General features: G+C 67.4%; 20 protein-coding genes. 12 read left to right on the top strand and 8 right to left on the bottom strand.

Going from position 1 to position 21,641, the window contains the following annotated elements:
- The first annotated feature begins 41 nt into the window (after positions 1 to 41).
- Both A4F85_RS14175 and A4F85_RS14170 read left to right on the top strand, forming a co-directional pair.
- A complete protein-coding gene (locus A4F85_RS14175; protein ID WP_063326936.1) occupies positions 42 to 1,022 on the top strand; it encodes a tripartite tricarboxylate transporter substrate binding protein in 981 nt (326 codons plus the stop codon).
- Positions 1,023 to 1,126: 104 nt separating this feature from the next.
- Positions 1,127 to 2,449 carry a glycerate kinase type-2 family protein gene (locus tag A4F85_RS14170; protein WP_063326935.1) on the top strand — a complete coding sequence of 441 codons (1,323 nt, stop codon included), beginning with the start codon at positions 1,127 to 1,129 and terminating at the stop codon, positions 2,447 to 2,449.
- A gap of 42 nt (positions 2,450 to 2,491) precedes the next feature.
- On the opposite strand, the gene A4F85_RS14165 is transcribed toward A4F85_RS14170, so the two are convergent.
- The 3 genes from A4F85_RS14165 to A4F85_RS14155 form a co-directional block, all read right to left on the bottom strand.
- Positions 2,492 to 3,415, bottom strand: coding sequence for a Fic family protein (locus A4F85_RS14165; protein ID WP_063326934.1), 924 nt, complete (start codon positions 3,413 to 3,415; stop codon positions 2,492 to 2,494).
- Positions 3,405 to 3,743, bottom strand: coding sequence for an antitoxin VbhA family protein (locus A4F85_RS14160; RefSeq protein WP_231890548.1), 339 nt, complete (start codon positions 3,741 to 3,743; stop codon positions 3,405 to 3,407). Before A4F85_RS14160 ends, A4F85_RS14165 begins: the two co-directional genes overlap by 11 nt.
- A gap of 95 nt (positions 3,744 to 3,838) precedes the next feature.
- Positions 3,839 to 4,756, bottom strand: a complete 918-nt coding sequence (locus tag A4F85_RS14155; RefSeq protein WP_063326933.1) for a LysR family transcriptional regulator — start codon at positions 4,754 to 4,756, stop codon at positions 3,839 to 3,841.
- Between the two features lie 121 nt (positions 4,757 to 4,877).
- Here A4F85_RS14155 and gcl point away from each other — a divergent pair, with 121 nt between their 5' ends.
- The 3 genes from gcl to glxR all read left to right on the top strand — a co-directional run bounded on the left by gcl (position 4,878) and on the right by glxR (position 8,550).
- Entirely contained in the window at positions 4,878 to 6,668 is a 1,791-nt protein-coding gene (gene gcl, locus A4F85_RS14150; RefSeq protein ID WP_012204040.1) for a glyoxylate carboligase, read from the top strand.
- A 115-nt stretch (positions 6,669 to 6,783) separates the two neighbouring features.
- Complete coding sequence (gene hyi / locus A4F85_RS14145; protein WP_012204041.1) at positions 6,784 to 7,584, top strand: hydroxypyruvate isomerase; 801 nt, start codon at positions 6,784 to 6,786, stop codon at positions 7,582 to 7,584.
- 51 nt (positions 7,585 to 7,635) lie between these two features.
- Positions 7,636 to 8,550 carry a 2-hydroxy-3-oxopropionate reductase gene (glxR, locus tag A4F85_RS14140; protein WP_043824000.1) on the top strand — a complete coding sequence of 305 codons (915 nt, stop codon included), beginning with the start codon at positions 7,636 to 7,638 and terminating at the stop codon, positions 8,548 to 8,550.
- A gap of 96 nt (positions 8,551 to 8,646) precedes the next feature.
- Here the strand turns inward: glxR and ggt are convergent, their stop codons facing one another.
- On the bottom strand, positions 8,647 to 10,467 hold the full coding sequence (ggt, locus tag A4F85_RS14135; protein WP_012204043.1) for a gamma-glutamyltransferase: 1,821 nt from the start codon (positions 10,465 to 10,467) through the stop codon (positions 8,647 to 8,649).
- Positions 10,468 to 10,806: 339 nt separating this feature from the next.
- Between ggt and uraH the strand changes: the two genes are divergently transcribed.
- Positions 10,807 to 11,157, top strand: coding sequence for a hydroxyisourate hydrolase (gene uraH / locus A4F85_RS14130; RefSeq protein ID WP_012204044.1), 351 nt, complete (start codon positions 10,807 to 10,809; stop codon positions 11,155 to 11,157).
- Between the two features lie 118 nt (positions 11,158 to 11,275).
- Here uraH and A4F85_RS14125 read toward each other — a convergent pair whose 3' ends face one another.
- Entirely contained in the window at positions 11,276 to 11,665 is a 390-nt protein-coding gene (locus tag A4F85_RS14125) for a DoxX family protein (RefSeq protein ID WP_012204045.1), read from the bottom strand.
- A gap of 316 nt (positions 11,666 to 11,981) precedes the next feature.
- On the opposite strand from A4F85_RS14125, the gene A4F85_RS14120 reads away from it, so the two are divergent.
- Positions 11,982 to 12,566: a BPSL1445 family SYLF domain-containing lipoprotein gene (locus A4F85_RS14120; protein ID WP_012204046.1), complete on the top strand. Its 585-nt coding sequence runs from the start codon at positions 11,982 to 11,984 to the stop codon at positions 12,564 to 12,566.
- Positions 12,567 to 12,631: 65 nt separating this feature from the next.
- Here A4F85_RS14120 and A4F85_RS14115 read toward each other — a convergent pair whose 3' ends face one another.
- Positions 12,632 to 12,961 carry an Arc family DNA-binding protein gene (locus A4F85_RS14115; protein WP_063326932.1) on the bottom strand — a complete coding sequence of 110 codons (330 nt, stop codon included), beginning with the start codon at positions 12,959 to 12,961 and terminating at the stop codon, positions 12,632 to 12,634.
- A gap of 93 nt (positions 12,962 to 13,054) precedes the next feature.
- Between A4F85_RS14115 and A4F85_RS14110 the strand changes: the two genes are divergently transcribed.
- Positions 13,055 to 13,444: a hypothetical protein gene (locus A4F85_RS14110; protein ID WP_063326931.1), complete on the top strand. Its 390-nt coding sequence runs from the start codon at positions 13,055 to 13,057 to the stop codon at positions 13,442 to 13,444.
- Between the two features lie 13 nt (positions 13,445 to 13,457).
- Here A4F85_RS14110 and A4F85_RS14105 read toward each other — a convergent pair whose 3' ends face one another.
- The gene (locus A4F85_RS14105) at positions 13,458 to 13,946 is read right to left on the bottom strand and encodes a hypothetical protein (RefSeq protein ID WP_063326930.1); all 489 of its coding nucleotides are present in this window, start codon (positions 13,944 to 13,946) and stop codon (positions 13,458 to 13,460) included.
- A gap of 130 nt (positions 13,947 to 14,076) precedes the next feature.
- Between A4F85_RS14105 and xdhC the strand changes: the two genes are divergently transcribed.
- Positions 14,077 to 14,961 (top strand): xanthine dehydrogenase accessory protein XdhC, encoded by an 885-nt coding sequence (xdhC, locus tag A4F85_RS14100; protein ID WP_063326929.1) that lies wholly within the window; start codon positions 14,077 to 14,079, stop codon positions 14,959 to 14,961.
- 186 nt (positions 14,962 to 15,147) lie between these two features.
- Complete coding sequence (locus A4F85_RS14095) at positions 15,148 to 16,479, top strand: urate hydroxylase PuuD (RefSeq protein WP_043824011.1); 1,332 nt, start codon at positions 15,148 to 15,150, stop codon at positions 16,477 to 16,479.
- Between the two features lie 97 nt (positions 16,480 to 16,576).
- Here A4F85_RS14095 and A4F85_RS14090 read toward each other — a convergent pair whose 3' ends face one another.
- On the bottom strand, positions 16,577 to 18,460 hold the full coding sequence (locus A4F85_RS14090) for an EAL domain-containing protein (RefSeq protein ID WP_063326928.1): 1,884 nt from the start codon (positions 18,458 to 18,460) through the stop codon (positions 16,577 to 16,579).
- 140 nt (positions 18,461 to 18,600) lie between these two features.
- Here A4F85_RS14090 and A4F85_RS14085 point away from each other — a divergent pair, with 140 nt between their 5' ends.
- Entirely contained in the window at positions 18,601 to 19,236 is a 636-nt protein-coding gene (locus A4F85_RS14085; protein WP_013803698.1) for a Crp/Fnr family transcriptional regulator, read from the top strand.
- Between the two features lie 120 nt (positions 19,237 to 19,356).
- Positions 19,357 to 21,627, top strand: coding sequence for a sensor domain-containing diguanylate cyclase (locus tag A4F85_RS14080; RefSeq protein WP_063326927.1), 2,271 nt, complete (start codon positions 19,357 to 19,359; stop codon positions 21,625 to 21,627).
- The last annotated feature ends 14 nt before the right edge of the window (positions 21,628 to 21,641 follow it).

Raw genomic sequence — 21,641 nt, 5'->3', positions numbered from 1 at the left:
ATGGTCCGATAACCCACAAAAGAACAGACAGGAGACAAGCCATGAACCGCATCACCAGGGTTGCCGCCGCGTGCGCGCTGGCCGCCGCCGCCATTCCAGCCGCCATGTCTTCGGCCTGGGCCCAGGCCTGGCCGGCGCGCCCCGTCAACCTCATCGTGCCGTTTCCCGCAGGCGGCACCACCGACGTGCTGGCACGTGCGCTGGGCCAGGAGCTGTCCAAGAGTCTGGGCCAGCCCGTGGTCGTGGAAAACCGCCCCGGCGCGGGCGCCACCCTGGGCGCCGACCATGTGGCCAAGGCGAAACCTGACGGCTACACCCTGCTCATGGGCGCCGTGCACCACACCATTGCCACCAGCGTCTACCGCAGGCTGGGCTATGACTTCCAGAAGGACCTGGCGCCCATCACCGTGGTGGCCGTGGTCCCCAATGTGCTGGTGGTCAATCCGCAGGTGCCCGCCAAAACCGTGCAGGAGCTGCTGGCCCAGGCCCGGGCCCAGCCCGGCAAGCTGGCCTATGGCTCCAACGGCGCGGGCACGGGCCAGCACCTGATCGGCGCGCAGTTCGAGTCCATGGGCGGCGTGGAGCTGCTGCACGTGCCCTACAAGGGCAGCGGCCCGCTGACCACGGACCTGCTGGGCGGGCAGATCGCCATGTCCTTCGATACCGTCACGCCTGTGCTGCCCCACATCAAGGCCGGCAAGCTGCGCGCGCTGGCCGTGACCACGGCCCGGCGCTCGGTGGCCCTGCCCGATGTTCCCACGCTGGACGAGGCCGGGCTCAAGGGCTTCGACATGGGCACCTGGTTCGGCGTGCTGGCACCGGCCGCCACGCCCCGCGAGGTACTGGCGCGGCTGGGCGCGGACATGAACCGCATCATCGAGTCCCCGCAGTTCCGCAGGAAGATGGAGGAGATAGGCGCCGAGCCCATCGGCGGATCGCCCGAGCAGATGGCGCGCCAGATCCGCGACGACACCGACCGCTTCGCCAGGCTGGTGAAGGATGCCAAGGTGGCCCTGGATTGAGTTGAGTTGGCGCGAGGAACGAGGCCGGGCGAATCAGTTGTGACTTGACCGCATGCCACCGCCGGTGCAGGAAATTCCATAATGCCCGGCGGAGACAACACACCATGACCAGCACCACGGACCTGCACCTCACCGATCCCCAAGCCTTTCTGCTCGACCTCTACCGCGCTGCGGTCAAGGATGCGCAGCCCCTGTACAGCATGGCCCAATGCCTGCCAAAGCCTCCCAAGGGCCGCACCCTGGTGCTGGGCGCGGGCAAGGCCGGCGGCTCCATGGCCCAGGCGCTGGAGGCGCTGTGGCCAGCGGACGCGCCGCTGTCCGGCCTCGTGGTCACGCGCTACCACCACATCCCGCCGCGCCCCGAAGGGCTGGCGCAACGCATCGAGGTGGTCGAGGCCGCCCACCCCGTGCCCGACGCGGCAGGCCTGGCCGCCGCCGAACGCATCCTCGCGCTGACCGAAGGGCTGACCGAGGACGACCTCGTGCTGTGCCTGATCTCGGGCGGCGGCTCGGCCCTGCTGACCCTGCCGGCCGAAGGCATCGACCTGGAGGAAAAGCAGCGCATCAACCGCGCCCTGCTGGAAAGCGGCGCTGCCATCGGCGAGATGAACTGCGTGCGCAAGCACCTGTCGCGCATCAAGGGCGGGCGCCTGGGCGCGGCCTGCGCACCCGCGCGCGTGGTCACGCTGACCATCAGCGACGTGCCGGGCGACGACCCCTCCATCATCGCCAGCGGCCCCACCGTGCCCGATGCCAGCAGCTGCGCCGACGCGCTGGCCATCCTCACGCGCTACCGCATCGACGTGCCCGAATCCGTGCGCCGCGCGCTGGAGGCGGGCGAGCTGGAAACACCCAAGCCCGGCGACGCGCGCTTCGACGGCCACGAGGTCCACATGATCGCCACGCCCCAGCACTCGCTGGAGGCGGCCGCACGCGTGGCGGAGGCGGCGGGCCTGCGCACCCACGTGCTGTCCGACGAGATCGAGGGCGAATCGCGCGAAGTCGCCAAGGTCCACGCCGCCCTGGCGCGCGCCGTGTCCCGCCACGGCCAGCCGTTTGCAAAGCCCTGCGTGATCCTGTCCGGCGGCGAGACCACGGTCACCATCCGGCAGCGCCCGGCCGGCACGCCCAAGGGGCGCGGCGGGCGCGCGGGCGAGTTCTGCATGGGTCTTGCCCAGGCCCTGCAGGGGCAGGACAAGGTCTGGGCGCTGGCGGCCGATACCGATGGCATCGATGGCGTGGAGGACAACGCGGGGGCGCGCGTGTCACCGGATACGTTGGCGCGGGCCCAGGACCAGGGCATGCGGATTGCCGAGTACCTGGATCGCAATGATGCGTATGGGTTCTTTGATGCGCTGGGAGATCTGGTGGTGACCGGGCCTACGCATACCAACGTGAATGACTTCCGGGCGATTCTGGTTCTTTGAGAAGGTCCGGGTTGTAGCCATTAGGGGCGTTGGCGTTCGCTTTTACCTTTTCTGGCTATGGCCGAAGTCGACGGTCTCCCCGGCGTTCAGGCAGTTCTGAACATGGTTCATGACTGACTGAATGCCGACTTTCTGCGCCTCGGGATGGCCCGGCATCTGCGAGGCCAGGCGGGTCGCTGCTGCATGCACGGTCTTGTATGCCGCTTTCAGCTCGGGATGCTCGCTCAACGCTTCCCGCTCGTTCAGTTGCTCAAAGGCCACTGCGCGGCTCGGACGTACTGCGTCGCGCAGCAAGTCGGGCAGGGCGGAATGGACTTTCAGCCGGTCCTGCGTGCGCAGGATTTTTCGCATGGTGTTTTCGTGCTGCACGTGCAGCTTCGCCAGCTCGTTCACGCTGCGGTCGCGTGCGATATAGAGAAGATCACGCCCGGTCTCACTGTGTCCGAATCGTGACCAATCGACCTCATATCCAGCTTCCCTGGCGAGCTGCCTGGTGAAGGTGCGAAGCGTTCGGCTGTTGCCATCGCTGAATGGATGGGCGTAGTCCAACTCGATGTACATCCTGGCAAGCCGTGCCGTGAATTCAGTGGTCTTCAAGCCGCGCAGCTCGTCGGGGCTGGCTTCTTCGAGGGCCTTGTCGAGTCTGGCCATGGCCGCGTCGTCCATGCGTGAATAGACGACATGGAAAGTGCCTCCCATGGTCGATAGGCCGCGCTGCTTCATCCAGTCCTGGCCATGGGGCACCTGTGTTCTGAATTCGCCAGGCGTGACCTCGTGGAAGCCGGCGTCCGGCAAGTCCTGGAAGATGCGATGGTGGACTGCCTTCAGGTGCGCGGCGTCGAAGCTGCCGCGCACAGGCCCCAGCTCCAGCTCGACAAGCCGTTTGAATGTGTGATCGGCTTCGAGTTGCTGACGCTGCGCTGCAGTCAACGTGCTCGCGGATGCAGGCGGGAACTCATCGCGCATTGACCTTCACCTGGACGAAATCGGCAAGCTGGATATCACCCCGGATGAATTGGCGTGCGCCGGTCTCAGCAGCTTCGGAAGGCGTGAAGCCTTCCAGTCCGATGGACGCGCGGGCGAAGTTGACGGCTGCTTCGCGCCGACGTTTCTCCGTTGCGGAAATGGCGGCGTTCACAGGGCTGCTGACGCGCTCACGCGACTGGTTGACATAGGCGCGCATCAACTCGCGCAGCACCTGTGCTGCGGGGCGGTTTTCCAGCAAGGCAGCGTCGGCAAACTCTGAGCGCAGTTCGGGCTCGACACGAAATGTCATTTGCACTTCTTTGGACATGGCGGTCACCTCGCAAGACGGAAATCAGACATGCCGTTCGGGCGGCATTCTTCTCAATGTACATACATTGCATTGCCAATGCGCAGCACCTGGCCTCACGCCCCGCGCGGCAGCGTCTCCCACCATTCGGCATCGAACCGCCCCTGCAGGAAGGCGATGAAGGACTGCACCTTCTGCGGCACCAGGCGGGGCGAGGGGTAGACGGCGTGGATTTCCTGCTCGGGCAGGCGGCAGGTCTTGAGGACTTCGACCACGCGGCCGGCTTCCAGGGAGTCGTGGGCCACGTAGCGGGGCAGGGCGGCGATGCCCATGTGCGAGCGTGAGGCCGCCAGCAGGGCCGAGAGATTGTTGGAGCGCAGCCGGCCCGTGACCGCCACCGAGACAGGTTCTCCGCTGGCGTTGCGCAGACGCCAGATGTCGTTGCCCTGCACGCTGCTGTAGATCAGCGTGGCATGTTCCTTGAGGTCGGAGGGGCGGCGCGGCGTGCCGCGCTTGCGCAGGTAGGTGGGCGAGGCCACCAGCACCCAGGGGTTCACGCCCAGCGTGCGTGCGCCCAGGCTGGAGTCGGCCAGCTTGCCCAGGCGCAGGGCCACGTCGATGCCGTTGGCCACCAGGTCGGTGTAGCGGTCCTCGAAGCTCAGGTCGACCTGCACCTGGGGGTTGTGCGCCATGAACTCCAGCGCCAGCGGTATCAGCACGCGCCGGCCAAAGGCCACCGAGCTGCCAATGCGCAGCTGGCCCTGCACCTGGGTCTGGCGCACCTGGACCACCTTGTCGGCCTCGGCCACGTCGTTGACGATGGTCTTGCACTTCTCGTAGTACAGCGCGCCCGCTTCGGTCAGGCTCACGCCGCGCGTGTTGCGGTTGAGCAGGCGCACCTTCAGGCGCGTCTCCATGGCTGCGATCTGCTTGGTGACCGTGGGCTGGGTGGTGGCGAATTCGTGAGCGACCTTGGTGAAGCTGCTGGTCTCCACCACGCGCACGAACATGTGCATGGCATCGAGTCTGTCCATGGCGTTGTCTCCTTTTTCATTGGTAGTTATTCCTGTACGGAATAAATTTTATGGTCTGCGCAGGCGTTCCGCCAATCGGCCTGTCTGCCTAGAGTTGACTCCAATTTGAAGGAGACCTCCCATGGCAAAAATGAAAGCAATCGAAGCCGCAGTCCGCGTGCTGGAAAAAGAAGGCGTGACCGTCGCATTCGGCGTTCCCGGTGCCGCCATCAACCCGCTGTACGCAGCGCTCAAGGACCATGGCGGCATCGGCCATATCCTGGCGCGCCACGTCGAAGGCGCAAGCCACATGGCCGAGGGCTACACCCGCGCCGTGGCCGGCAACATCGGCGTGTGCATCGGCACCAGCGGCCCGGCCGGCACGGACATGATCACGGGCCTGTACTCGGCCAGCGCGGATTCGATTCCGATTCTCTGCATCACGGGCCAGGCGCCGCGCTCGCGTTTGCACAAGGAAGATTTCCAGGCCGTGGACATTGCCTCCATCGCCAAGACCGTGACCAAGTGGGCCACCACGGTGCTGGAGCCGGCCCAGGTGCCGCGCGCCTTCCAGCAGGCCTTCCACCTGATGCGCTCGGGCCGCCCCGGCCCCGTGCTGATCGACCTGCCCATCGACGTGCAGCTGGCCGAGATCGAGTTCGACATCGACACCTACGAGCCCCTGCCTGTCTACAAGCCGGCTGCCACGCGCAAGCAGGTGGAAAAGGCCATCGCCATGCTCAACGAGTCCGAGCGCCCGCTGCTGGTCTCGGGCGGCGGCGTGATCAATGCCGATGCGTCTGAGCTGCTGGTGGAGTTCGCCGAGCTGCTGGACGTGCCCGTGATTCCCACCCTGATGGGCTGGGGCACCATCCCTGACGACCACCGCCTGATGGCCGGCATGTGCGGCCTGCAGACCAGCCACCGCTACGGCAATGCCACCATGCTGGCCTCCGACTTCGTGCTGGGCATCGGCAACCGCTGGGCCAACCGCCACACGGGCTCGGTCGAGGTCTACACCAAGGGCCGCAAGTTCGTGCACGTGGACATCGAGCCCACTCAGATCGGCCGCGTGTTCGCGCCCGACTACGGCATCGTCTCGGACGCAGGCGCTGCGCTCAAGCTCTTCGTGGAGGTGGCGCGCGAGTGGAAGGCGGCTGGCCGCCTGAAGGACCGCAGCGGCTGGGTGGCCGAATGCCAGGCCCGCAAGAACAATGTGGAGTACCTGCGCAAGACCAATTTCGACAATGTGCCCATGAAGCCGCAGCGCGTCTACCAGTGCATGAACCGCAGCCTGGACAAGGACACCTGCTACGTTTCCACCATCGGCCTGTCGCAGATTGCCGGTGCGCAGTTCCTGCATGTCTACAAGCCGCGCAACTGGATCAACTGCGGCCAGGCCGGCCCGCTGGGCTGGACCGTGCCGGCCGCCCTGGGCGTGCGCGTGGCCGACCCGGCCCGCAAGATCGTGGCGCTGTCGGGCGACTATGACTTCCAGTTCATGATCGAGGAGCTGGCCGTGGGTGCGCAGTTCAAGCTGCCCTACATCCATGTGCTGGTCAACAACAGCTACCTGGGCCTGATCCGCCAGGCGCAGCGCGCCTTCTCCATCGACTACTGCGTGCAACTGGCCTTCGACAACATCAATGTCGACGACAAGGAAGAGTCCAAGGGCTACGGCGTGGACCACGTCAAGGTGGTCGAGGGCCTGGGCTGCAAGGCCATCCGCGTGCACCGTCCCGAGGACTTCGCGCCCGCCATGCAACAGGCCGAGGCCTGGATGGCAGAGCACCGCACGCCGGTCGTCGTCGAGGTCATCCTGGAGCGCGTGACCAACATCTCCATGGGCGCCGAGATCGACAACGTGATCGAGTTCGAGGACCTGGCCGCAGCGCCGGCCGACGTGCCCAGCGCGCTTGCACTGCTGGATTGACCGGCCCGCCACGGCACATCGCACGGCATTGCACTGCACTGCTTTTTCTATCGGCGGGGCGCCTTGCGTGCCCTGCCGCTCCCAACCCACCAAACGACAACCGGAGACTTCTGACATGCCCCGTTTTGCTGCCAACCTCAGCATGCTGTTCACCGAGGTGCCCTTCCTCGACCGCTTCGAGCGCGCGGCGCGCGCTGGCTTCGAGGCCGTGGAATTCCTGTTTCCCTACGCCCATACGGTCGAAGAGATCAAGGAGCGCGTGGACGCCCACGGCCTGCAGATCGTGCTGCACAACCTGCCTGCCGGCGACTGGGATGCGGGCGAGCGCGGCATTGCCTGCCACCCCGACCGCGTGGACGAGTTCCGCGCCGGCGTGGCCAAGGCCGTGACCTATGGCCATGCGCTGGGCGTGCCCCAGCTCAACTGCCTGGCCGGCAAGGCGCCTGCCGGTGCCGATGCCGCGCTGCTGCGCCGCACCTTCGTGGACAACCTGCGCTTTGCCGCATCGGCGCTGAGCGCGGCCAATCTGCGCCTGCTGATCGAGCCCATCAACCCCTTCGACATTCCCGGCTTCTACCTGAACCGCACGGACGAGGCCCTGTCCATCCTCGACGAGGTGGGCGCGCCCAACGCCTTCGTGCAGTACGACATCTACCACGCGCAGCGCACCGAGGGCGAACTGGCGGCCACGCTGCAAAAGCACCTGGCCCGCATCGGCCACGTGCAGCTGGCCGACAACCCGGGCCGCAACGAGCCGGGCACGGGCGAGATCAACTACCCCTTCCTGTTCGCGCACCTGGACCGCATCGGCTACCAGGGCTGGGTGGGCTGCGAGTACAAGCCCGCGCGCGATACCGAATCGGGCCTGGGCTGGCTGGACGCCCACACCAGCGTGCGCGCGGCAGTCGCCGCCTGAGCGCCGCCGAAGTTTTTTTCAGCTTTTCAAAAACGACAAGGAGTACACAGCATGAATGCATCCTCTCTCAAGCTTGGTTTCGTGGGCCTGGGCATCATGGGCGCGCCCATGGCGGGCCACCTGCTCACGGCCGGCCACCAGCTGTTCGTGAACACCCTGGGCAAGATCCCCGCGCAGATCGCCGAGAGCAGCGCCACCCAGTGCACCACGGCGCGCGGCGTGGCCGAGCGGGCCGACATCATCTTCCTGATGCTGCCCGACACGCCCGATGTCGAGAAGGTGCTGTTCGGCGAGGACGGCGTGGCCGCCGGCCTCAAGGGCAGCAGCGGCAAGGTGGTGGTGGACATGAGCTCCATCTCGCCCGTGGCCACCAAGGACTTCGCGCGCCGCATCGAGGCCATCGGCGCCCAGTACCTGGATGCGCCGGTCTCCGGCGGCGAGGTGGGCGCCAAGAACGCCACCCTGTCCATCATGGTCGGCGGACCCGAGGACGTGTTCGCGCGCGTCAAGCCGCTGTTCGAGCGCATGGGCAAGAACATCACCCTGGTGGGCGGCAATGGCGACGGCCAGACCGCCAAGGTGGCCAACCAGATCATCGTGGCGCTGAACATCGAGGCCGTGGCCGAGGCCCTGCTGTTCGCGTCGCGCGCCGGTGCCGACCCGGCCCGCGTGCGCGAGGCGCTGCTGGGCGGCTTTGCCTCGTCCAAGATCCTGGAAGTGCATGCCGAGCGCATGATCAAGCGCACGTTCGACCCGGGCTTCCGCATCTCGCTGCACCAGAAGGACCTGAACCTGGCCCTGAGCAGCGCGCGCCAGCTCGGCGTGTCCCTGCCCAACACCGCCCAGGCGCAGGAGCTGTTCAACAGCTGCGTGGCCCACGGCGGCGCGAACTGGGACCACTCGGGCATGGTGCGTGCGCTGGAGATCCAGGCCAACTTCGAAGTGGGCCAGAAGGTCCAGGACTGATGGCCGGCCTTTGAGACAACGATTGGTGGGAGGGCGGCCTTGCGCCGCCCTGTTGTGAAAAGCCGCGCTCGGCAACGGGCGCGGCTTTTTCTTGCTTCAATAGCCCAGTGTCTGCCCGTCGGGGTTGCGCGGGTCGGAGGCGCCGTAGAGCATGCCGTCGCGCAGCTCGATGGTCTGGGTGCGGCCCATCGACGCCTTCACGGCAACGTTGTGGCCGCGCGACTTGAGCAGGGCCACGGTGTCGGGGCTGATGCCCTTTTCCACGCGCAGCTCATCGGGCGTCCACTGGTGGTGAAAGCGCGGCGTGGCGGCGGCCTCGGCCGGGTTCATGCCGAAGTCGATGGTGTTGACCACGGTCTGCAGCACGGTGGTGATGATGCGTGCGCCGCCGGGGCTGCCGGTGACCAGAACGGGCTTGCCGCCCTTGAGCACCATGGTCGGCGTCATCGACGACAGAGGGCGCTTGCCTGCGGCCACCGCATTGGCATCGCCGCCGACCAGTCCATACGCGTTGGCCACGCCGGGCTTGGCCGAGAAATCGTCCATCTCGTTGTTGAGCAGGATGCCCGTGCCCTTGGCCACGATGCCGCTGCCGAAGTTGGTGTTCAGCGTATAGGTCACGGCCACGGCGTTGCCCGCCTTGTCCACCACCGAGTAGTGCGTGGTCTGGTCGCTCTCGTAAGGCTGAGGCTTGCCGGGCCGGATGTCCTTGCCGGCGCGCGCCTGGTAGGGGTCGATGCCGGCGGCCAGTGCCTCGGCATAGCGCTTGGAGGTCAGGCCCTTGAGCGGCACGGTCACGAAGTCGGGATCACCCAGGTATTCGGCACGGTCGGCATAGGCCAGCTTCATGCTTTCCGCCATGTAGTGGATGCTCTGCGCGCTGTTGACGCCCCACTGGTTCATGGGCCAGCGTTCCATCATGTTGAGGATCTGGATCAGGTGGGCACCGCCGGAGGACGGTGGCGGCATGGTCACGATCTCGTAGCCGCGGTAGGTGCCGCGCAGCGGCTCGCGCTCGGCGACCTTGTAGCTCTTGAGGTCCTGCAGCGAGAGGGCGCCTGCATGCGGCGCCATCTCGGCCGCGATCTTGCGGGCGATGGAGCCTTCGTAGAACACCTTGGAGCCCTGCTGGCCGATCAGGCGCAGCGACTGCGCCAGGTCCTTTTGCACCAGGCGGTCGCCGCGCTTGAGGGGCTCGCCGTTGCGCCAGAAGATGGCCTGGGTGGCGGGCCACTGGCCCATGTTCTTCTTTTCCTGCTCCAGGATCTTGGCCAGGGTCTCGCTGACCGTAAAGCCCTTGTCGGCCAGCTTTGCGGCCGGCGCAATCACCGTGGACAAGGGCAGCGATCCCCATTTCTTCAGCGCATGCTCCATGCCGGCCACGGTGCCGGGCACGCCCACGGCGTAGTGGGTGTAGAGCGATTTGCCGTCGATGACCTTGCCATCCGCACCCACGTACATGTCGCGCGTGGCCTTGGAGGGCGCGACCTCGCGGAAGTCCAGCGCAATGTTCTTGCCGCTCTTGGCGTCATGCACCACCATGAAGCCGCCGCCGCCGATGTTGCCTGCGTTGGGCAGGGCCACGGCCAGCGCAAAGCCCATGGCCACGGCGGCGTCCACCGCATTGCCGCCGGACTTCAGGATCTGCAGGCCGATGCGCGAGGCCAGCTCCTGCTCGCTGGCCACCATGCCGCTCCTGCCCACGACGGGATGGAACACATCCATGTCGAAGTCATAGGCGGCGCTGGCGGCCTGGGCCGCGCTGCTCTGCGTGATGGGCGCCGCTGCCGGGGCAGGCGCTGCGGCCACGGGTGCTGGCGCCGCCGAAGCCGCGGGCGGCTGCGTGCTGCTGCAGGCGGCCAGGCTGGCAATGGCCAGCGCCAGGCTGGTTGCAAGCAAGGGGGAGCGAAGTTGCATCGGTATCTCCTTGGCAGATGAAACAGTGGAACAGTGGAAAAAGAGCGCGAGTCCTGTGCCGCCCTATGTGCCCCGGCCGCAGGGTCCTGCGGCCGGGGCGGCGGCGGACCACAGTGTAGAAGCATGGCGTCGGCAGCCTTCCCGCGCGCCGGCCCGGGCGCCGAAAGTGCGGGTATCTGCCTAGGCGTCGGCCGTGCAACGCCCTTCAAGGGAGTACAAAAACTGTATACACTTTGCGAATGCAGGGCAGGGCCGCGAGTGCTGTCGCGCGCCGCGCTCCGTGCATTGACCAACCAATGACAACCGGGCGGGCCAGCTCCCGCCGCACAGGAGATTTCCATGGGCCTGAGCACCCACGTCCTCGACACCATGAATGGCTGCCCCGCAGCCGGCATGGCTGTCGCGCTGTATTCCACCGATGGCGACCAGGCCACGCTGATCAAGAGCCTGGTGCTCAACCACGACGGCCGTACCGATGCGCCGCTGTTCGACAACAACAGCCTCAGGACCGGCACCTACCGCCTGACCTTCGACGTGGCGGCCTACTTCAAGGCCCGTGGCGTGCAACTGCCCGAGCCCAACTTCCTCAACAAGGTGAGCCTGGACTTCGGCGTGGCCCATGCCGACCAGCACTACCACGTGCCCCTTCTGGTCAGCCCCTGGAGCTATTCCACATACCGGGGCTCCTGAGCCCTGCTGCAGGCAGGCTGTCGGGGGATGGCCTGGAGTGAGCCCTGAAACGAAAAACGGCCCGCATTGCGGGCCGTTTCTGCTCTTGTTTCTGTTCCTGTCTCTGCAAGAAGGCGGGCTACTTGCCCTTGGCGTGCCCCATGGCCACGACCAGGGCCGTGATGAAGAAGAAGGCCTGCAGCTCCAGCGCCCAGCCTCCCGAGCTGTGCAGCTGCATCACCTGGCCGGTGTGCACCAGCGCAAAGGCCACGACCATGTTGATCGCAATCACCAGCGCCGCAGGCACCACCCACAGGCCGACCAGCAGCAGCAGCGGCGCCACCACCTCACCCAGATAGACCGCATAGGCCAGCCAGCCCGGTGCGCCCGCGGACTCCACCATGCGCTCGATGCTGCCTATGCCGTAGCGCAGCTTGGCCCAGCCGTGAAAAAGCAACAGGACCGCGAGCGTGACGCGCAGCAGCACCATGGCTGCCTGGGGATGGTGAAAGTGGCTCCAGAACTTCATGAACTCCCTCGGTGTGGATGACCCGGCATGCCGGGCGTTGCCGTGCTGCATTCTGGCATCAGCGGACTTGAGGCGCAGGCTGTGGCGGCCCGGCACGGGATTTTCAGACATTTCCTGCGGGCCTGTAGTCCTATGGCGCAACTTGTGACATGTCTCATCACAAGTACCGCAAAGCGGCCTAGCATCATCCCCAGCCTGTCTCAGAAACGGTTTGCGAGCACTGGAAGGGGTGCCCGGGACCGGGAGGCAAGGTGATCAATCCAATGAACCGATGGGGTCTCCCCAAAACGTCCAATCAAGAAAGGCAGGTTTTCCCATGCGTCAGTTTTCTTTGCGTACCGTCGTGATGGCCACTGCACTGGCGGCCGGCAGCATTGCCATGGTCGGCTGCACGACCACCAAGCCGGAAACCCAGTCCGCGCCGCGCGCTGATGCGACCACCGTCAATGCGCGCGCCAACGCCGCGCTGGAGCGGCTGTACCAGACGGCGCCAGGCTCCAAGGAAATGGTGGCCCGCTCCAAGGGCGTGCTGATCTTCCCCTCGGTGATCGGCGGCAGCTTCGTCATCGGTGTCGAGCATGGCCGCGGCGTGCTGCGCGTCGGCGGCCAGAACAAGGGCTACTACAGCACGACCGGCGCCTCGGTGGGCTGGCAGGCCGGTGGCCAGTCCAAGGCTGTGATCTATGTGTTCAACACCCAGGAAGCGCTCGACAAGTTCCTGGCCAGCGATGGCTGGTCCGTGGGCGCCGATGCCACGGTGGCCGCAGGCAAGGTGGGCGCCAATGGCAGCGTGGACACCACGACCGCCCAGGGCCCCGTGACCAGTTATGTGCTGACCAATGCGGGCCTGGAAGCCGGCGTGTCGCTGCAGGGCTCGAAGATCACCAAGGTGGTCGAGTGATCCCGGCCCTGAGGGGCCTTTGAGCGAAACCGGCCTGCGGGCCGGTTTTTCTTTGTGCGATCGTCTCAGTCGGCGCCAACGGCGCCGTCTTCATTGGCGCTGCCCGGCGCAGCGGGCGGGAGCACGGCCTGCTCTATGCGTTCGAGGCGCTTTTCGATGCGCTCCACGGCTTCGGCGCTCATCTTGATGTCGTAGATGCTCACGGGCTCCTCGCATTCCAGCGCAGGGTCCGTCGCGGCCGACAGGCGGCCGAGCAGAGGCGCCTCGAACGTGGTCTGCAGCCGGGCCACGACTTCGGCGTTCATGGAACGGCCGGTGCGCTTGGCTGCCTCCTCGACGAGGTCCTTGAGTTCCTGCGGCAGGCGCAGCTTGTACTGAGGATCGGTCTGTTTCATCGCCGGCAATCATGGACCGGAAAGGTATTGACTGCAAGGGACCTGAAAGGTATTGTTGCTTCGGGACCAGCACGGTCCCGCGCAAGGGGAGCCATGAAGACAGTCAACCCACCGGGCCGCAGCCACCGAAGATACTCACCACAGCACCAGGAGGTGCTGGCGGTCGATGCGCTGTGCCACATGGGCGCGGCCCTGGGCGTGCTGGAGCTGCATGCAGAGCGCGCCGGCTCGGCCATGGTGTGTGCCGCGCGTGATTTGCTGCGCGGCTACCACGCCAGCGCTGACCAGGCGGTGGCCAGCCTGCAGGCCGGCGACCGCTCGGCAGGCGTGCTGCCGCAGATGTCGCAGGACCTGGGCTATGCCATCGAGGTCATCAACCGCGTGAACGACGATGCCCCGGACGACCTGGTGCTGTATGCCGTGACCTGCCTGCTCAGAAGCGCCAGGAGCTTTGCCGACGGCCAGCCGCGTGAATCTGCCTGAACCGTGCTGAAGCTCAGAGCTGGCCTTCGGTCAGCGTGTCGAGCTGGAAGCGGCCGGACTTGTCCCAGAGCCAGGTATCGGTATAGGTGATGCGGGCGGCGCCGGCCGGGGCGGGGAAGGGCGCGGCGGCGCGCACCAGGCGCTCGATCTCGCTCATCACTTCGGGGGCATGGCTGGGCGCGCGCATCCAGTGCAGGCGCTGGACCTGGCCGTTGCGGTCGATCTGCACCTGCAGCACGCCGATCGCGTAGAGCATGGGCGGCAGCTGGCCCTTGTAGATGCGCTCGGCATTGCGCGCGTACAGATGGTTGGCTGCCACCTTGCGGTACTGCAGCTGTGCGCTGGAGGTGGCCTCGTCGGGGCGCGGGCCGGGGCCGGGTGGCGACTTGCAGGCCGTGACCAGGGAGGCAATGGCGGCCATCAGTCCCGCCCACAGCCAGGGACGGCCGGAACGTGGCTTTTGCACGGAACTGTGCTGAGAGGAATCGGGGGAATCGGGCATGATTGCGAGCGTATCCTGAAACGCTGCGGCACCGGCAGTCGGAGCGCAAAACTCAAGTGCCGCAGCGGAAAATCCCGCAACAAATTCCAACGAAGCCCGCAGGCGCCACGACGGGCTGTCAGGTGCGCCCATGTGGAGTGACACGTTCAAGAAAGTCGAGCAGGGCCTTGCGCAGGGGCCGCTGTGCTGGGTCGAGGTGATGGAGTCGCGCGGCTCGGTGCCGCGCGAGCGCGGCGCCTGGATGGCCGTGTTTGCCGACCGCGTGGCCGGCACCATTGGCGGCGGGCACCTGGAGTTCGACGCCATCGACCGCGCGCGCAGCTTGCTGCGCGACGCTGCGCTTCAGGCCGGATTGCCCGGACAGCCTGGGCAGGCCGGTCCCGCCCTCGCCGAGCACCAGCACCGCTATCCGCTGGGACCCAGCCTGGGCCAGTGCTGCGGCGGCGTGGTGATGCTGAGGTTCGTGCTGGTGCCCCAGGGCCGCATGGACATGCTGCGCGAGCGGCTGCAGCCGCCGCGCGACTGCGTGGCCCTGTTCGGTGCAGGCCACGTCGGCCATGCGCTGGTGCGCCTGCTGTGCAATCTTCCCTACCGCGTGATGTGGGTGGACAGCCGCGATTCGGTCTTCCCCGAGGAGGAGCACGAGCTCGTGCAGTGTGAATACTCCGATCCCGTGCAGTCCGCCGTGGCCGACCTGCCCGCCGGCTCCCAGGTGCTGATCATGAGCTTCAGCCATGCCGAGGACCTGGAGGTGGTCGCCCAATGCCTGAGCCGCCAGCGCCAGCACGGCGACCTGCCCTATGTGGGCCTGATCGGCAGCGCCACCAAATGGGCCACCTTCCGGCGCAGGCTGCGCGAGCGCGGCTTCAGCGATGCGGAGCTGGACCATGTGACCTGCCCCATCGGCGTGCCCGGCATCAAGGGCAAGGAGCCTGAGGTGATCGCGGTGGCCGTGGCGGCGCAGCTGCTGCAGCGGCGCGGCGCCGCGCCCGCGCAGAATCAGGGAAATCTCTAGTGAATTGATGTCGCGCAAGCCGGCTGGCTGTCGAAAAATTGCATACACTTTGTGTCTACGAAATGGTCGCAGCGGTGCACCGGCGGTATATCTACCGGGTGCGCGGCCTTTTTCTTCTGCTCAGAGCGCCCGCAGTGGTGAGCAGGTTGAACACCGGCGGCCCCCACGCTGCCAAGGTTGAGAGCTATGGAAAGCTACATTCTCGACTGGGCCAACCTGCTGTTGCGGTGGCTCCACGTCATTACGGCCATCGCCTGGGTCGGTTCCTCCTTCTATTTCGTCTTCCTCGACAGCAGCCTTACGCCGCCTGTCGATGACGACCTCAAGAAGCAGGGCGTCAGCGGCGAACTCTGGGCCGTGCACGGCGGTGGGTTCTACCACCCCGTCAAGTTCAATGTCTCCCCGCCCAAACTGCCGGACCACCTGCACTGGTTCTACTGGGAAAGCTACACCACCTGGCTCAGCGGCTTTGCGCTGCTGACGGTGTCGTATCTGTGGAACGCCAAGATCTACCTCGTCAATCCGGCCGATCCCAACGCCATGGGCTCGGCTGCGGCCATTGCCTCGGCCCTGGCCTTCCTGGTCGTGTTCTGGCTGCTGTACGACGGCATCTGCCGCGTCTTCGGCCAGAAGAAGAACGGCGACGCCACGGTGGGCGCCATGGTGCTGGTGCTGGTGTGCATCGCGGCCTTCCTGGCCTGCCACATCTTCCCGGGCCAGGCCGCCTTCCTGCTGATGGGCGCCATGCTGGCGACCTCGATGAGCGCCAACGTGTTCTTCTGGATCATTCCCGGCCAGCGCACGGTGGTGAAGGCCCTGAAGGAAGGCCAGCCCGTGGACCCCATCCACGGCAAGCGCGGCAAGCAGCGCAGCGTGCACAACACGTACTTCACGTTGCCGGTGCTGTTCGCCATGCTGTCCAACCACTACGGCTGGCTGTACAGCCATGAGCTGAACTGGCTGGTGCTGATCCTGATGATGTTCGCGGGCGCTGCCATCCGCCAGTTCTTCGTGATGCGCCACGGCTTCAAGCTGGGCCGCAATGCCCATCCCTGGCCCTACGCCCTGGTCGGCGTGCTGGTGCTGATCGGCACGGCCGTCTGGCTCAAGCCTGCACCGGCGCCTGCCGCCGCCCCTGTGTCTGCGCCTGCCGCAGCCCCCGCACCGGCTCCCGCTGCCGTGCAGGCGCCTGCTGGTGCCGAGCCCGCTGCGACGGCGGCGCCCGGTGCCGAAGCTGCTGCACCCGTTGCGGCCGCTGCTCCCGCCGCCGACGGCGCCGTGGGCTACGCCCAGATGGCGCCCTTCTTCCAGCAGCATTGCGTGGTCTGCCACGGTGCCGCCCTGCAGCAAAAGAATGTGCGCCTGGACTCGCCCGAGCAGGTCAAGGCCCACGCCCAGCAGATCTACCAGCAGGTGGTGCAACTGCGCAAGATGCCCTTTGGCAATCCGGGTGCCCTGAACGATGACGAGCGCAGCATGGTCAAGCGCTGGTACGAGTCTGGTGCATCGGTGAACTGATCGCTGGGCCGCGCCCAGACGCTGTCGGCGTTTGCTGTCAGCGTTCGGCGGCCAGCCACCAGCCCGCAGCCTCGCAAGAGCCTGCGGGCTTTCTGTTTCAGGCAGGCCAGGCCGCTGCGGTGCCGTGCAGGGCCGGGCGCCGTGCTTCATCGTGCGGCGTGTGCAGCGCGATGGCGCCGCGCCCCGGCAGGCTTTGTGCCTTGGCCTGCTGCTTGGCCAGGGCCGCGAGGTTGGCGATGTCCTCGGGTGCCAACACGCTGCCCGGCGTGACGCGCACCACGCCGATGGACAGCGTGGTGCAGGCAAAGAATCGCCGGATGCCGTGGCGGTCCTCGGCCCAGATGCCTCCGGCCTCGCGCGCCTGGTCGTCGAACAGCTGGCGCGCCTCGCTGGCGAAGGCGCCCACAATGCCTTCGCAGCGCCGCTGCCAGTCCTCGCTTTGCAGCAGCAGCATGAAGTCGTCCCCGCCCACATGGCCCACGAAGTCGCGCCGCGCATCGCAGTGCGCCACGGCCAGCCGCGCCACCAGGCGGATCATCTGGTCGCCGCGCCAGTAGCCGTAGTGGTCGTTGAAGGGCTTGAAGTGGTTGAGGTCGGCGTAGCAGGCCACGAAGCCGGCGCCGCTGTCCAGCAGTCGCTGCATGTGCAGGCTGATGGGGATGTTGCCGGGCAGGAAGGTCAGCGGGTTGGCATGGCGCGCGGCCTCGATGCGGGCCTCGGTCACGCGGCGCACCAGCTGCTCGCCCGTGCCCAGGCCCACATAGCGGCCGTTGTCGGTGACGATGAAGCCGTCGCTCAGGTAGCGCTGGTCCTGCGAGGTCAGGATGCCCACGAGCTGGTCCACATCGCAATCGAGCTCCACGATGCGCGGCTGCACGTTGGCAAAGGCCAGGCAGGGCTTGCGCCCGTGCACTTCGCGGAAGTACAGCGTGGCGTAGTGGTTCATGAACTGCTGGCGGTTGATGAGCGCCAGCGGCCGGCCGGCCTCCACGACGGCAATGGCATGCAGCTGCTGGCCGGCCTGGAACAGCTCGGCCACCTCGTCGTTGCTGGCCGTGGGCACCACGCAGGGCGCCTGCATCACCATCAGATTGCGCAGCACCCCCGGGCGTGCGCTGTGTCCCTGGTGGGGCAGCACGGCCACGCGCGGGTCCTGGGCCACGCTGCGCGCCTGCGTGCTGATCTGGGGCTGGGCGGTTTCGGCAGGGCGGCCCAGCAGCCAGCCCTGGCCATACGGAATGCCCAGGTCGCGCAGGGTGCGCAGCTCGTCCTCGGTCTCTATGCCTTCGGCGATCAGCGTGGTGCCGAAGACCTCGGCAATGCCCTTGATGGCCTGCAGCAGCTGCAGCGTGGCCGGGCGCTGCTCGATCTGGTGGATGAAGTATTTGTCGATCTTGACGAAGTCGGGCTTGGCCTCGGACCACAGGCGCAGGCTGGAGCGGCCGTCGCCAAAGTCATCGAGCGCCAGGCGCGCGCCCGTGGCATGCACGGCCTTCACGGCGGCGCAGACGGCGGGCATGTCGGTCACATGGTCGTGTTCGGTGATCTCCACCACCAGGGAGCGGGCTTGCACGCCGAAGCTGCGCACCGTGTCCCCGACCATGCCGGGGCCGCAGACCCCCACGGCCTGCACCAGCGCCTGGGCGCTGAGGTTGACGAACAGCCGGCCCGGTGCACTCTGCCGGCCCCAGTCCTGCAGCGCCACGCAGACCGCCAGCAGCTCGAATTCCCGAAGAATGCCCTCGGCCGCCGCCCCTTTGAGCAGGGCATCGGGCATGTGCAGCGGCGTGCCATGGGGGCCGCGGATCAGCGCCTCATGCGCATAGATGCTGCCGCTGCGCAAGTCGGCCAGCGGCTGGAAGACGCAGTAAAGGCCGCCCGCACGCATGAGCTGCGCCACGGGGCCTGCGCCGGACCGCACGGCGGCGGAGAGCACGGCCGCGGCAGCGGGCAGGCTGGCGAGCATCTGGGGATCGATCATGGGCTCAACTTTTCAGTTGGATACATTACGTTTCACTGGTGACATTCTTGTGACAAGTATGCCGCCTGCGGACCGGTGTGCTGGCGGCGGATTGACATGGCTCAAAACGCGGCGGGAGCAAAGCCGGCAAAGTTGCATGCATGTTCGCCCTGTCTTCCTTGCAAGCTTTCGCCTTCGCGCCGGGTTCCGCCCAGGTGTTGGCCGCGGGTACCTGGCTCAGGCTGCGTCGGCAGTCGCCGGATACGGTGATGTATCTGGAGCGCGGTCGCGTGCTCCTGGGCATAGGCCAGGGTGGGCAGATGCGCCACCAGCTCGGTGTCGTGGAAGGGCCTGCCTGGCTGGATGCGGCCTTTGTGCTGCAGCGGCGCGGCAGCAGCCTGGACATGCTGGCCGACAGCGATGTCCGCGTGCAGCAACTTCCCCAGGCCGACTTCCTGAAGGCCGTCTCGCAGCTGCCTTCGCCCGCCCAGCAACTGCTGCAGGACATGGCCCAGGCCTACTGCGCGCAGACCGAGCTGGCGGTGAGCCGCCTGTCCAAGGACGCCGAGGCGCGCTGCGCCCAGTGGCTGCTGCGCCATGCCATGCCGCACGAAGCTGGTGGCCTGCGCGTGACGCTGCACCTGCGCAAGCGGCTGATCGCCGCCCAGCTCGGCATTGCGCCCGAGACCTTCTCGCGCGTGCTGCGCCAGTTGCGTGAGCACGGGCTCATCGCGGGCCGGGGCAATGTCATCGATCTGCCCAAGCCGGCGGCCCTCGAAGTGCTCGCAGTAGGCTGATTCCCACGCCGCTGACGGGTGCCGGCCTGCAAGCGCCGGGCCTTGCGGGGCGGGGTATCCACTGGTTCGCGGGTTCCACCCAGTGGGACGGCTTTCGGGCCTGCATATATTGATGGCGTCATGTCACTGGACGCCCGCCGATCTCCCTTTTTCCAGGCACTGCTGGCATCCCAGGATGCTCCGCAGCTGCCGGATTCACCCTCGCGGCCGCGCGCGGCCACAGGCTGGGGCGCCATGCGCTGCACGGTGCTGGCGCTGGCCGCTGCGGCCGTACTGCTGGCGGGCCTTGGCAGTGCCTGGTGGGTCTCGCACAACATGCGCCAGCAGACGCTGGAGCGCGCCATGGCCCGGCAGGCCGACGAGGTCGATACCGTGGCGCGCATGCTGGCCGCTCGGCTGGAGCAGCAGCAGCGCCTGCTGTGGGTGCTGGCCCAGGGCATTGCCGACCAGGGCAGCGACCCGAGCCGGCTGATGGGCGAGATGCTGCGTGGAGACGCATCCGTGCGGCTGTTCGACACCCTGCAACTGGCCGACGCGCGTGGCCAGTTGCAGCTCAGCCTGCGCGGCGGCCGTTCCGAGCCCCTGGTCGATCTGGACGAAGGCGTGCGCGACGTGATGCGGCGCAGTCTGGCCGATGGCCGGCCCGTGGTCTCCACCATGGTGCGCAAGGGGGCCGATCCCGGAATGATGGAGTTGCTGTACGCCGTGCCGCTGCGCACCGGCAACGGCACGGTCAGCGGCGTGCTTTCGGCCGGCGTGCGCATGTCCGCCCAGGCCCTGCTGCCGCCCAGCATCGATCCCTCGCGCTCCAGCGGGCGCCTGCTGGTCATGCAGCGCGACGGGCAGATCCTGGCACATTCCGACCCCTCGCGCTGGTCGGCTCGCGCCGAGGCCGAGCCCGGGCTGGGCGCGGACTGGCTGCAGGACCCCGCGGCCGGCGCAGTGCAGGTGGGCCCCGACACCCAGCGGCGCGCGGGCTACCTGGTGACGACGGCAGGCATGCCGCTGCCGCAGTGGCTGGTGGTCAGGATCACCCCCGAGGAAGCCATCGCACCCAGCCTGGCGCCGCGCGTGCTGTGGTGGCTGCTGGCCGCCGTGGCCGGTGTCGCTGGCCTGCTGGTCCTGCTGCTGATCCTGGTCACCGAGCCCATGGCGGCCCTGCACCGCACTGCACGCCAATGGCTGGCGAGCCAGGGAAGGCTCATGGCCGAGGAGCCCGATCCTGCGCCCGAACCCGAGCCGGGCCATGCCGAGGAAGGCGGCTGGCGCATGCCCTGGACCCATGCCTGGGGCGAAGCCTCCACGCTGTGGCAGGCCCTGCATCGCCTGGGGCAGATGGGGCAGGAGCAGGCGCACGAGGTCGGCCGGTTGCAACTGCAGCTGCAGACGCTGATGGACTACGCGCCCGTGGGCCTGGTGGTCACGCGGTCGGCGCATCTGGAGCTGGTGGGCCTGCAGGCCGCGCGCATGCTCGGCTACCCGCCGCGCGAGCTGCAGGGGCAGGCGATACGCCAGCTGTGCGCCTCCGACGCGGCGCACATCCAATTGCTGGAGCGCGTGCGCAAGGACCTGGACATGTACGGCCAGTTCGACAGCGAGCAGTGCTTTGTCCGCAAGGACGGCCGCCCCATCTGGGTGCGCCTGCACGGCCAGAGCCTGCAGCGCCTGCAGCGCGGCCTGGAGCCGCGCGCCGTGGTGCCGGCAGACCCCACCCTGGTCTGGGTGGTCGAGGACGTGACCATGCAGCGACTGGTGCGCGAGCAGCCGGGCTGGAAGGCCATGCACGATCCGCTGACGCTGCTGCCCAACCGCGAGGCCTTTGCCATGCGCCTGCATGAGTGGCTGCAGGAATGCAGTGCCGCCCAGCGCCTGCCGGCCGAGGCGCTGCAGCAGGGTGAATCCGCCCTGCAGCACAGCGACAACACCGCCGTCGCCACGGTAGAGGAGGCTCAAAAGACCGAGGATGAGACCGTCGGCCTGCCGCAGCATGGCGTGATCCTGTTCCTGGACCTGGACCACTTCGCCCACGTCAACCAGCAGGGCGGCCATGCGGCGGGCGACGAGGTGCTGTGCCACATGGCCCGGCTGATCGACAGCGTGGTCCGGCCGCTGGGCTGGGTGGCGCGCCTGGGCGGTGATGAATTCGCCGTGCTGCTGGCGGGCACCTCGGCGGAGCAAGGCATGCTGCTGGCGCAGAGCCTGTGCATGGCCGTGCAGGACTGGGAAGGCGCGCACGAGGGCCAGCGCTACCTGATGGGTGTCAGCGTCGGCATGGTGGTGCTCGATGCCCGCCAGCACACGGTCAGCAGCGCGCTGCGCTCGGCCGACATGGCCTGCTATGCGGCCAAGCGCAAGGGCCGCAACCGCGTCGAGGTGCTGGAGGCCGCCTGAGCGCCGGGGCCGTG

The organism is Delftia sp. GW456-R20, assembly GCF_001622915.1.
Lineage (GTDB): Bacteria > Pseudomonadota > Gammaproteobacteria > Burkholderiales > Burkholderiaceae_C > Comamonas > Comamonas acidovorans.
The sequence above is the reverse complement of the archived record's forward strand: the minus strand, read 5'-3'. Positions and strand labels throughout refer to the sequence as shown.

What these genes read in the sequence shown, in the direction of transcription:
- A4F85_RS14175 (WP_063326936.1), top strand. Translation starts at nt 42, where the DNA reads ATGAACCGCATCACCAGGGTTGCCGCCGCGTGCGCGCTGGCCGCCGCC.
- A4F85_RS14170 (WP_063326935.1), top strand. Translation starts at nt 1,127, where the DNA reads ATGACCAGCACCACGGACCTGCACCTCACCGATCCCCAAGCCTTTCTG.
- A4F85_RS14165 (WP_063326934.1), bottom strand. Translation starts at nt 3,415, where the DNA reads ATGCGCGATGAGTTCCCGCCTGCATCCGCGAGCACGTTGACTGCAGCG.
- A4F85_RS14160 (WP_231890548.1), bottom strand. Translation starts at nt 3,743, where the DNA reads ATGTCCAAAGAAGTGCAAATGACATTTCGTGTCGAGCCCGAACTGCGC.
- A4F85_RS14155 (WP_063326933.1), bottom strand. Translation starts at nt 4,756, where the DNA reads ATGGACAGACTCGATGCCATGCACATGTTCGTGCGCGTGGTGGAGACC.
- gcl (WP_012204040.1), top strand. Translation starts at nt 4,878, where the DNA reads ATGGCAAAAATGAAAGCAATCGAAGCCGCAGTCCGCGTGCTGGAAAAA.
- hyi (WP_012204041.1), top strand. Translation starts at nt 6,784, where the DNA reads ATGCCCCGTTTTGCTGCCAACCTCAGCATGCTGTTCACCGAGGTGCCC.
- glxR (WP_043824000.1), top strand. Translation starts at nt 7,636, where the DNA reads ATGAATGCATCCTCTCTCAAGCTTGGTTTCGTGGGCCTGGGCATCATG.
- ggt (WP_012204043.1), bottom strand. Translation starts at nt 10,467, where the DNA reads ATGCAACTTCGCTCCCCCTTGCTTGCAACCAGCCTGGCGCTGGCCATT.
- uraH (WP_012204044.1), top strand. Translation starts at nt 10,807, where the DNA reads ATGGGCCTGAGCACCCACGTCCTCGACACCATGAATGGCTGCCCCGCA.
- A4F85_RS14125 (WP_012204045.1), bottom strand. Translation starts at nt 11,665, where the DNA reads ATGAAGTTCTGGAGCCACTTTCACCATCCCCAGGCAGCCATGGTGCTG.
- A4F85_RS14120 (WP_012204046.1), top strand. Translation starts at nt 11,982, where the DNA reads ATGCGTCAGTTTTCTTTGCGTACCGTCGTGATGGCCACTGCACTGGCG.
- A4F85_RS14115 (WP_063326932.1), bottom strand. Translation starts at nt 12,961, where the DNA reads ATGAAACAGACCGATCCTCAGTACAAGCTGCGCCTGCCGCAGGAACTC.
- A4F85_RS14110 (WP_063326931.1), top strand. Translation starts at nt 13,055, where the DNA reads ATGAAGACAGTCAACCCACCGGGCCGCAGCCACCGAAGATACTCACCA.
- A4F85_RS14105 (WP_063326930.1), bottom strand. Translation starts at nt 13,946, where the DNA reads ATGCCCGATTCCCCCGATTCCTCTCAGCACAGTTCCGTGCAAAAGCCA.
- xdhC (WP_063326929.1), top strand. Translation starts at nt 14,077, where the DNA reads ATGTGGAGTGACACGTTCAAGAAAGTCGAGCAGGGCCTTGCGCAGGGG.
- A4F85_RS14095 (WP_043824011.1), top strand. Translation starts at nt 15,148, where the DNA reads ATGGAAAGCTACATTCTCGACTGGGCCAACCTGCTGTTGCGGTGGCTC.
- A4F85_RS14090 (WP_063326928.1), bottom strand. Translation starts at nt 18,460, where the DNA reads ATGATCGATCCCCAGATGCTCGCCAGCCTGCCCGCTGCCGCGGCCGTG.
- A4F85_RS14085 (WP_013803698.1), top strand. Translation starts at nt 18,601, where the DNA reads ATGTTCGCCCTGTCTTCCTTGCAAGCTTTCGCCTTCGCGCCGGGTTCC.
- A4F85_RS14080 (WP_063326927.1), top strand. Translation starts at nt 19,357, where the DNA reads ATGTCACTGGACGCCCGCCGATCTCCCTTTTTCCAGGCACTGCTGGCA.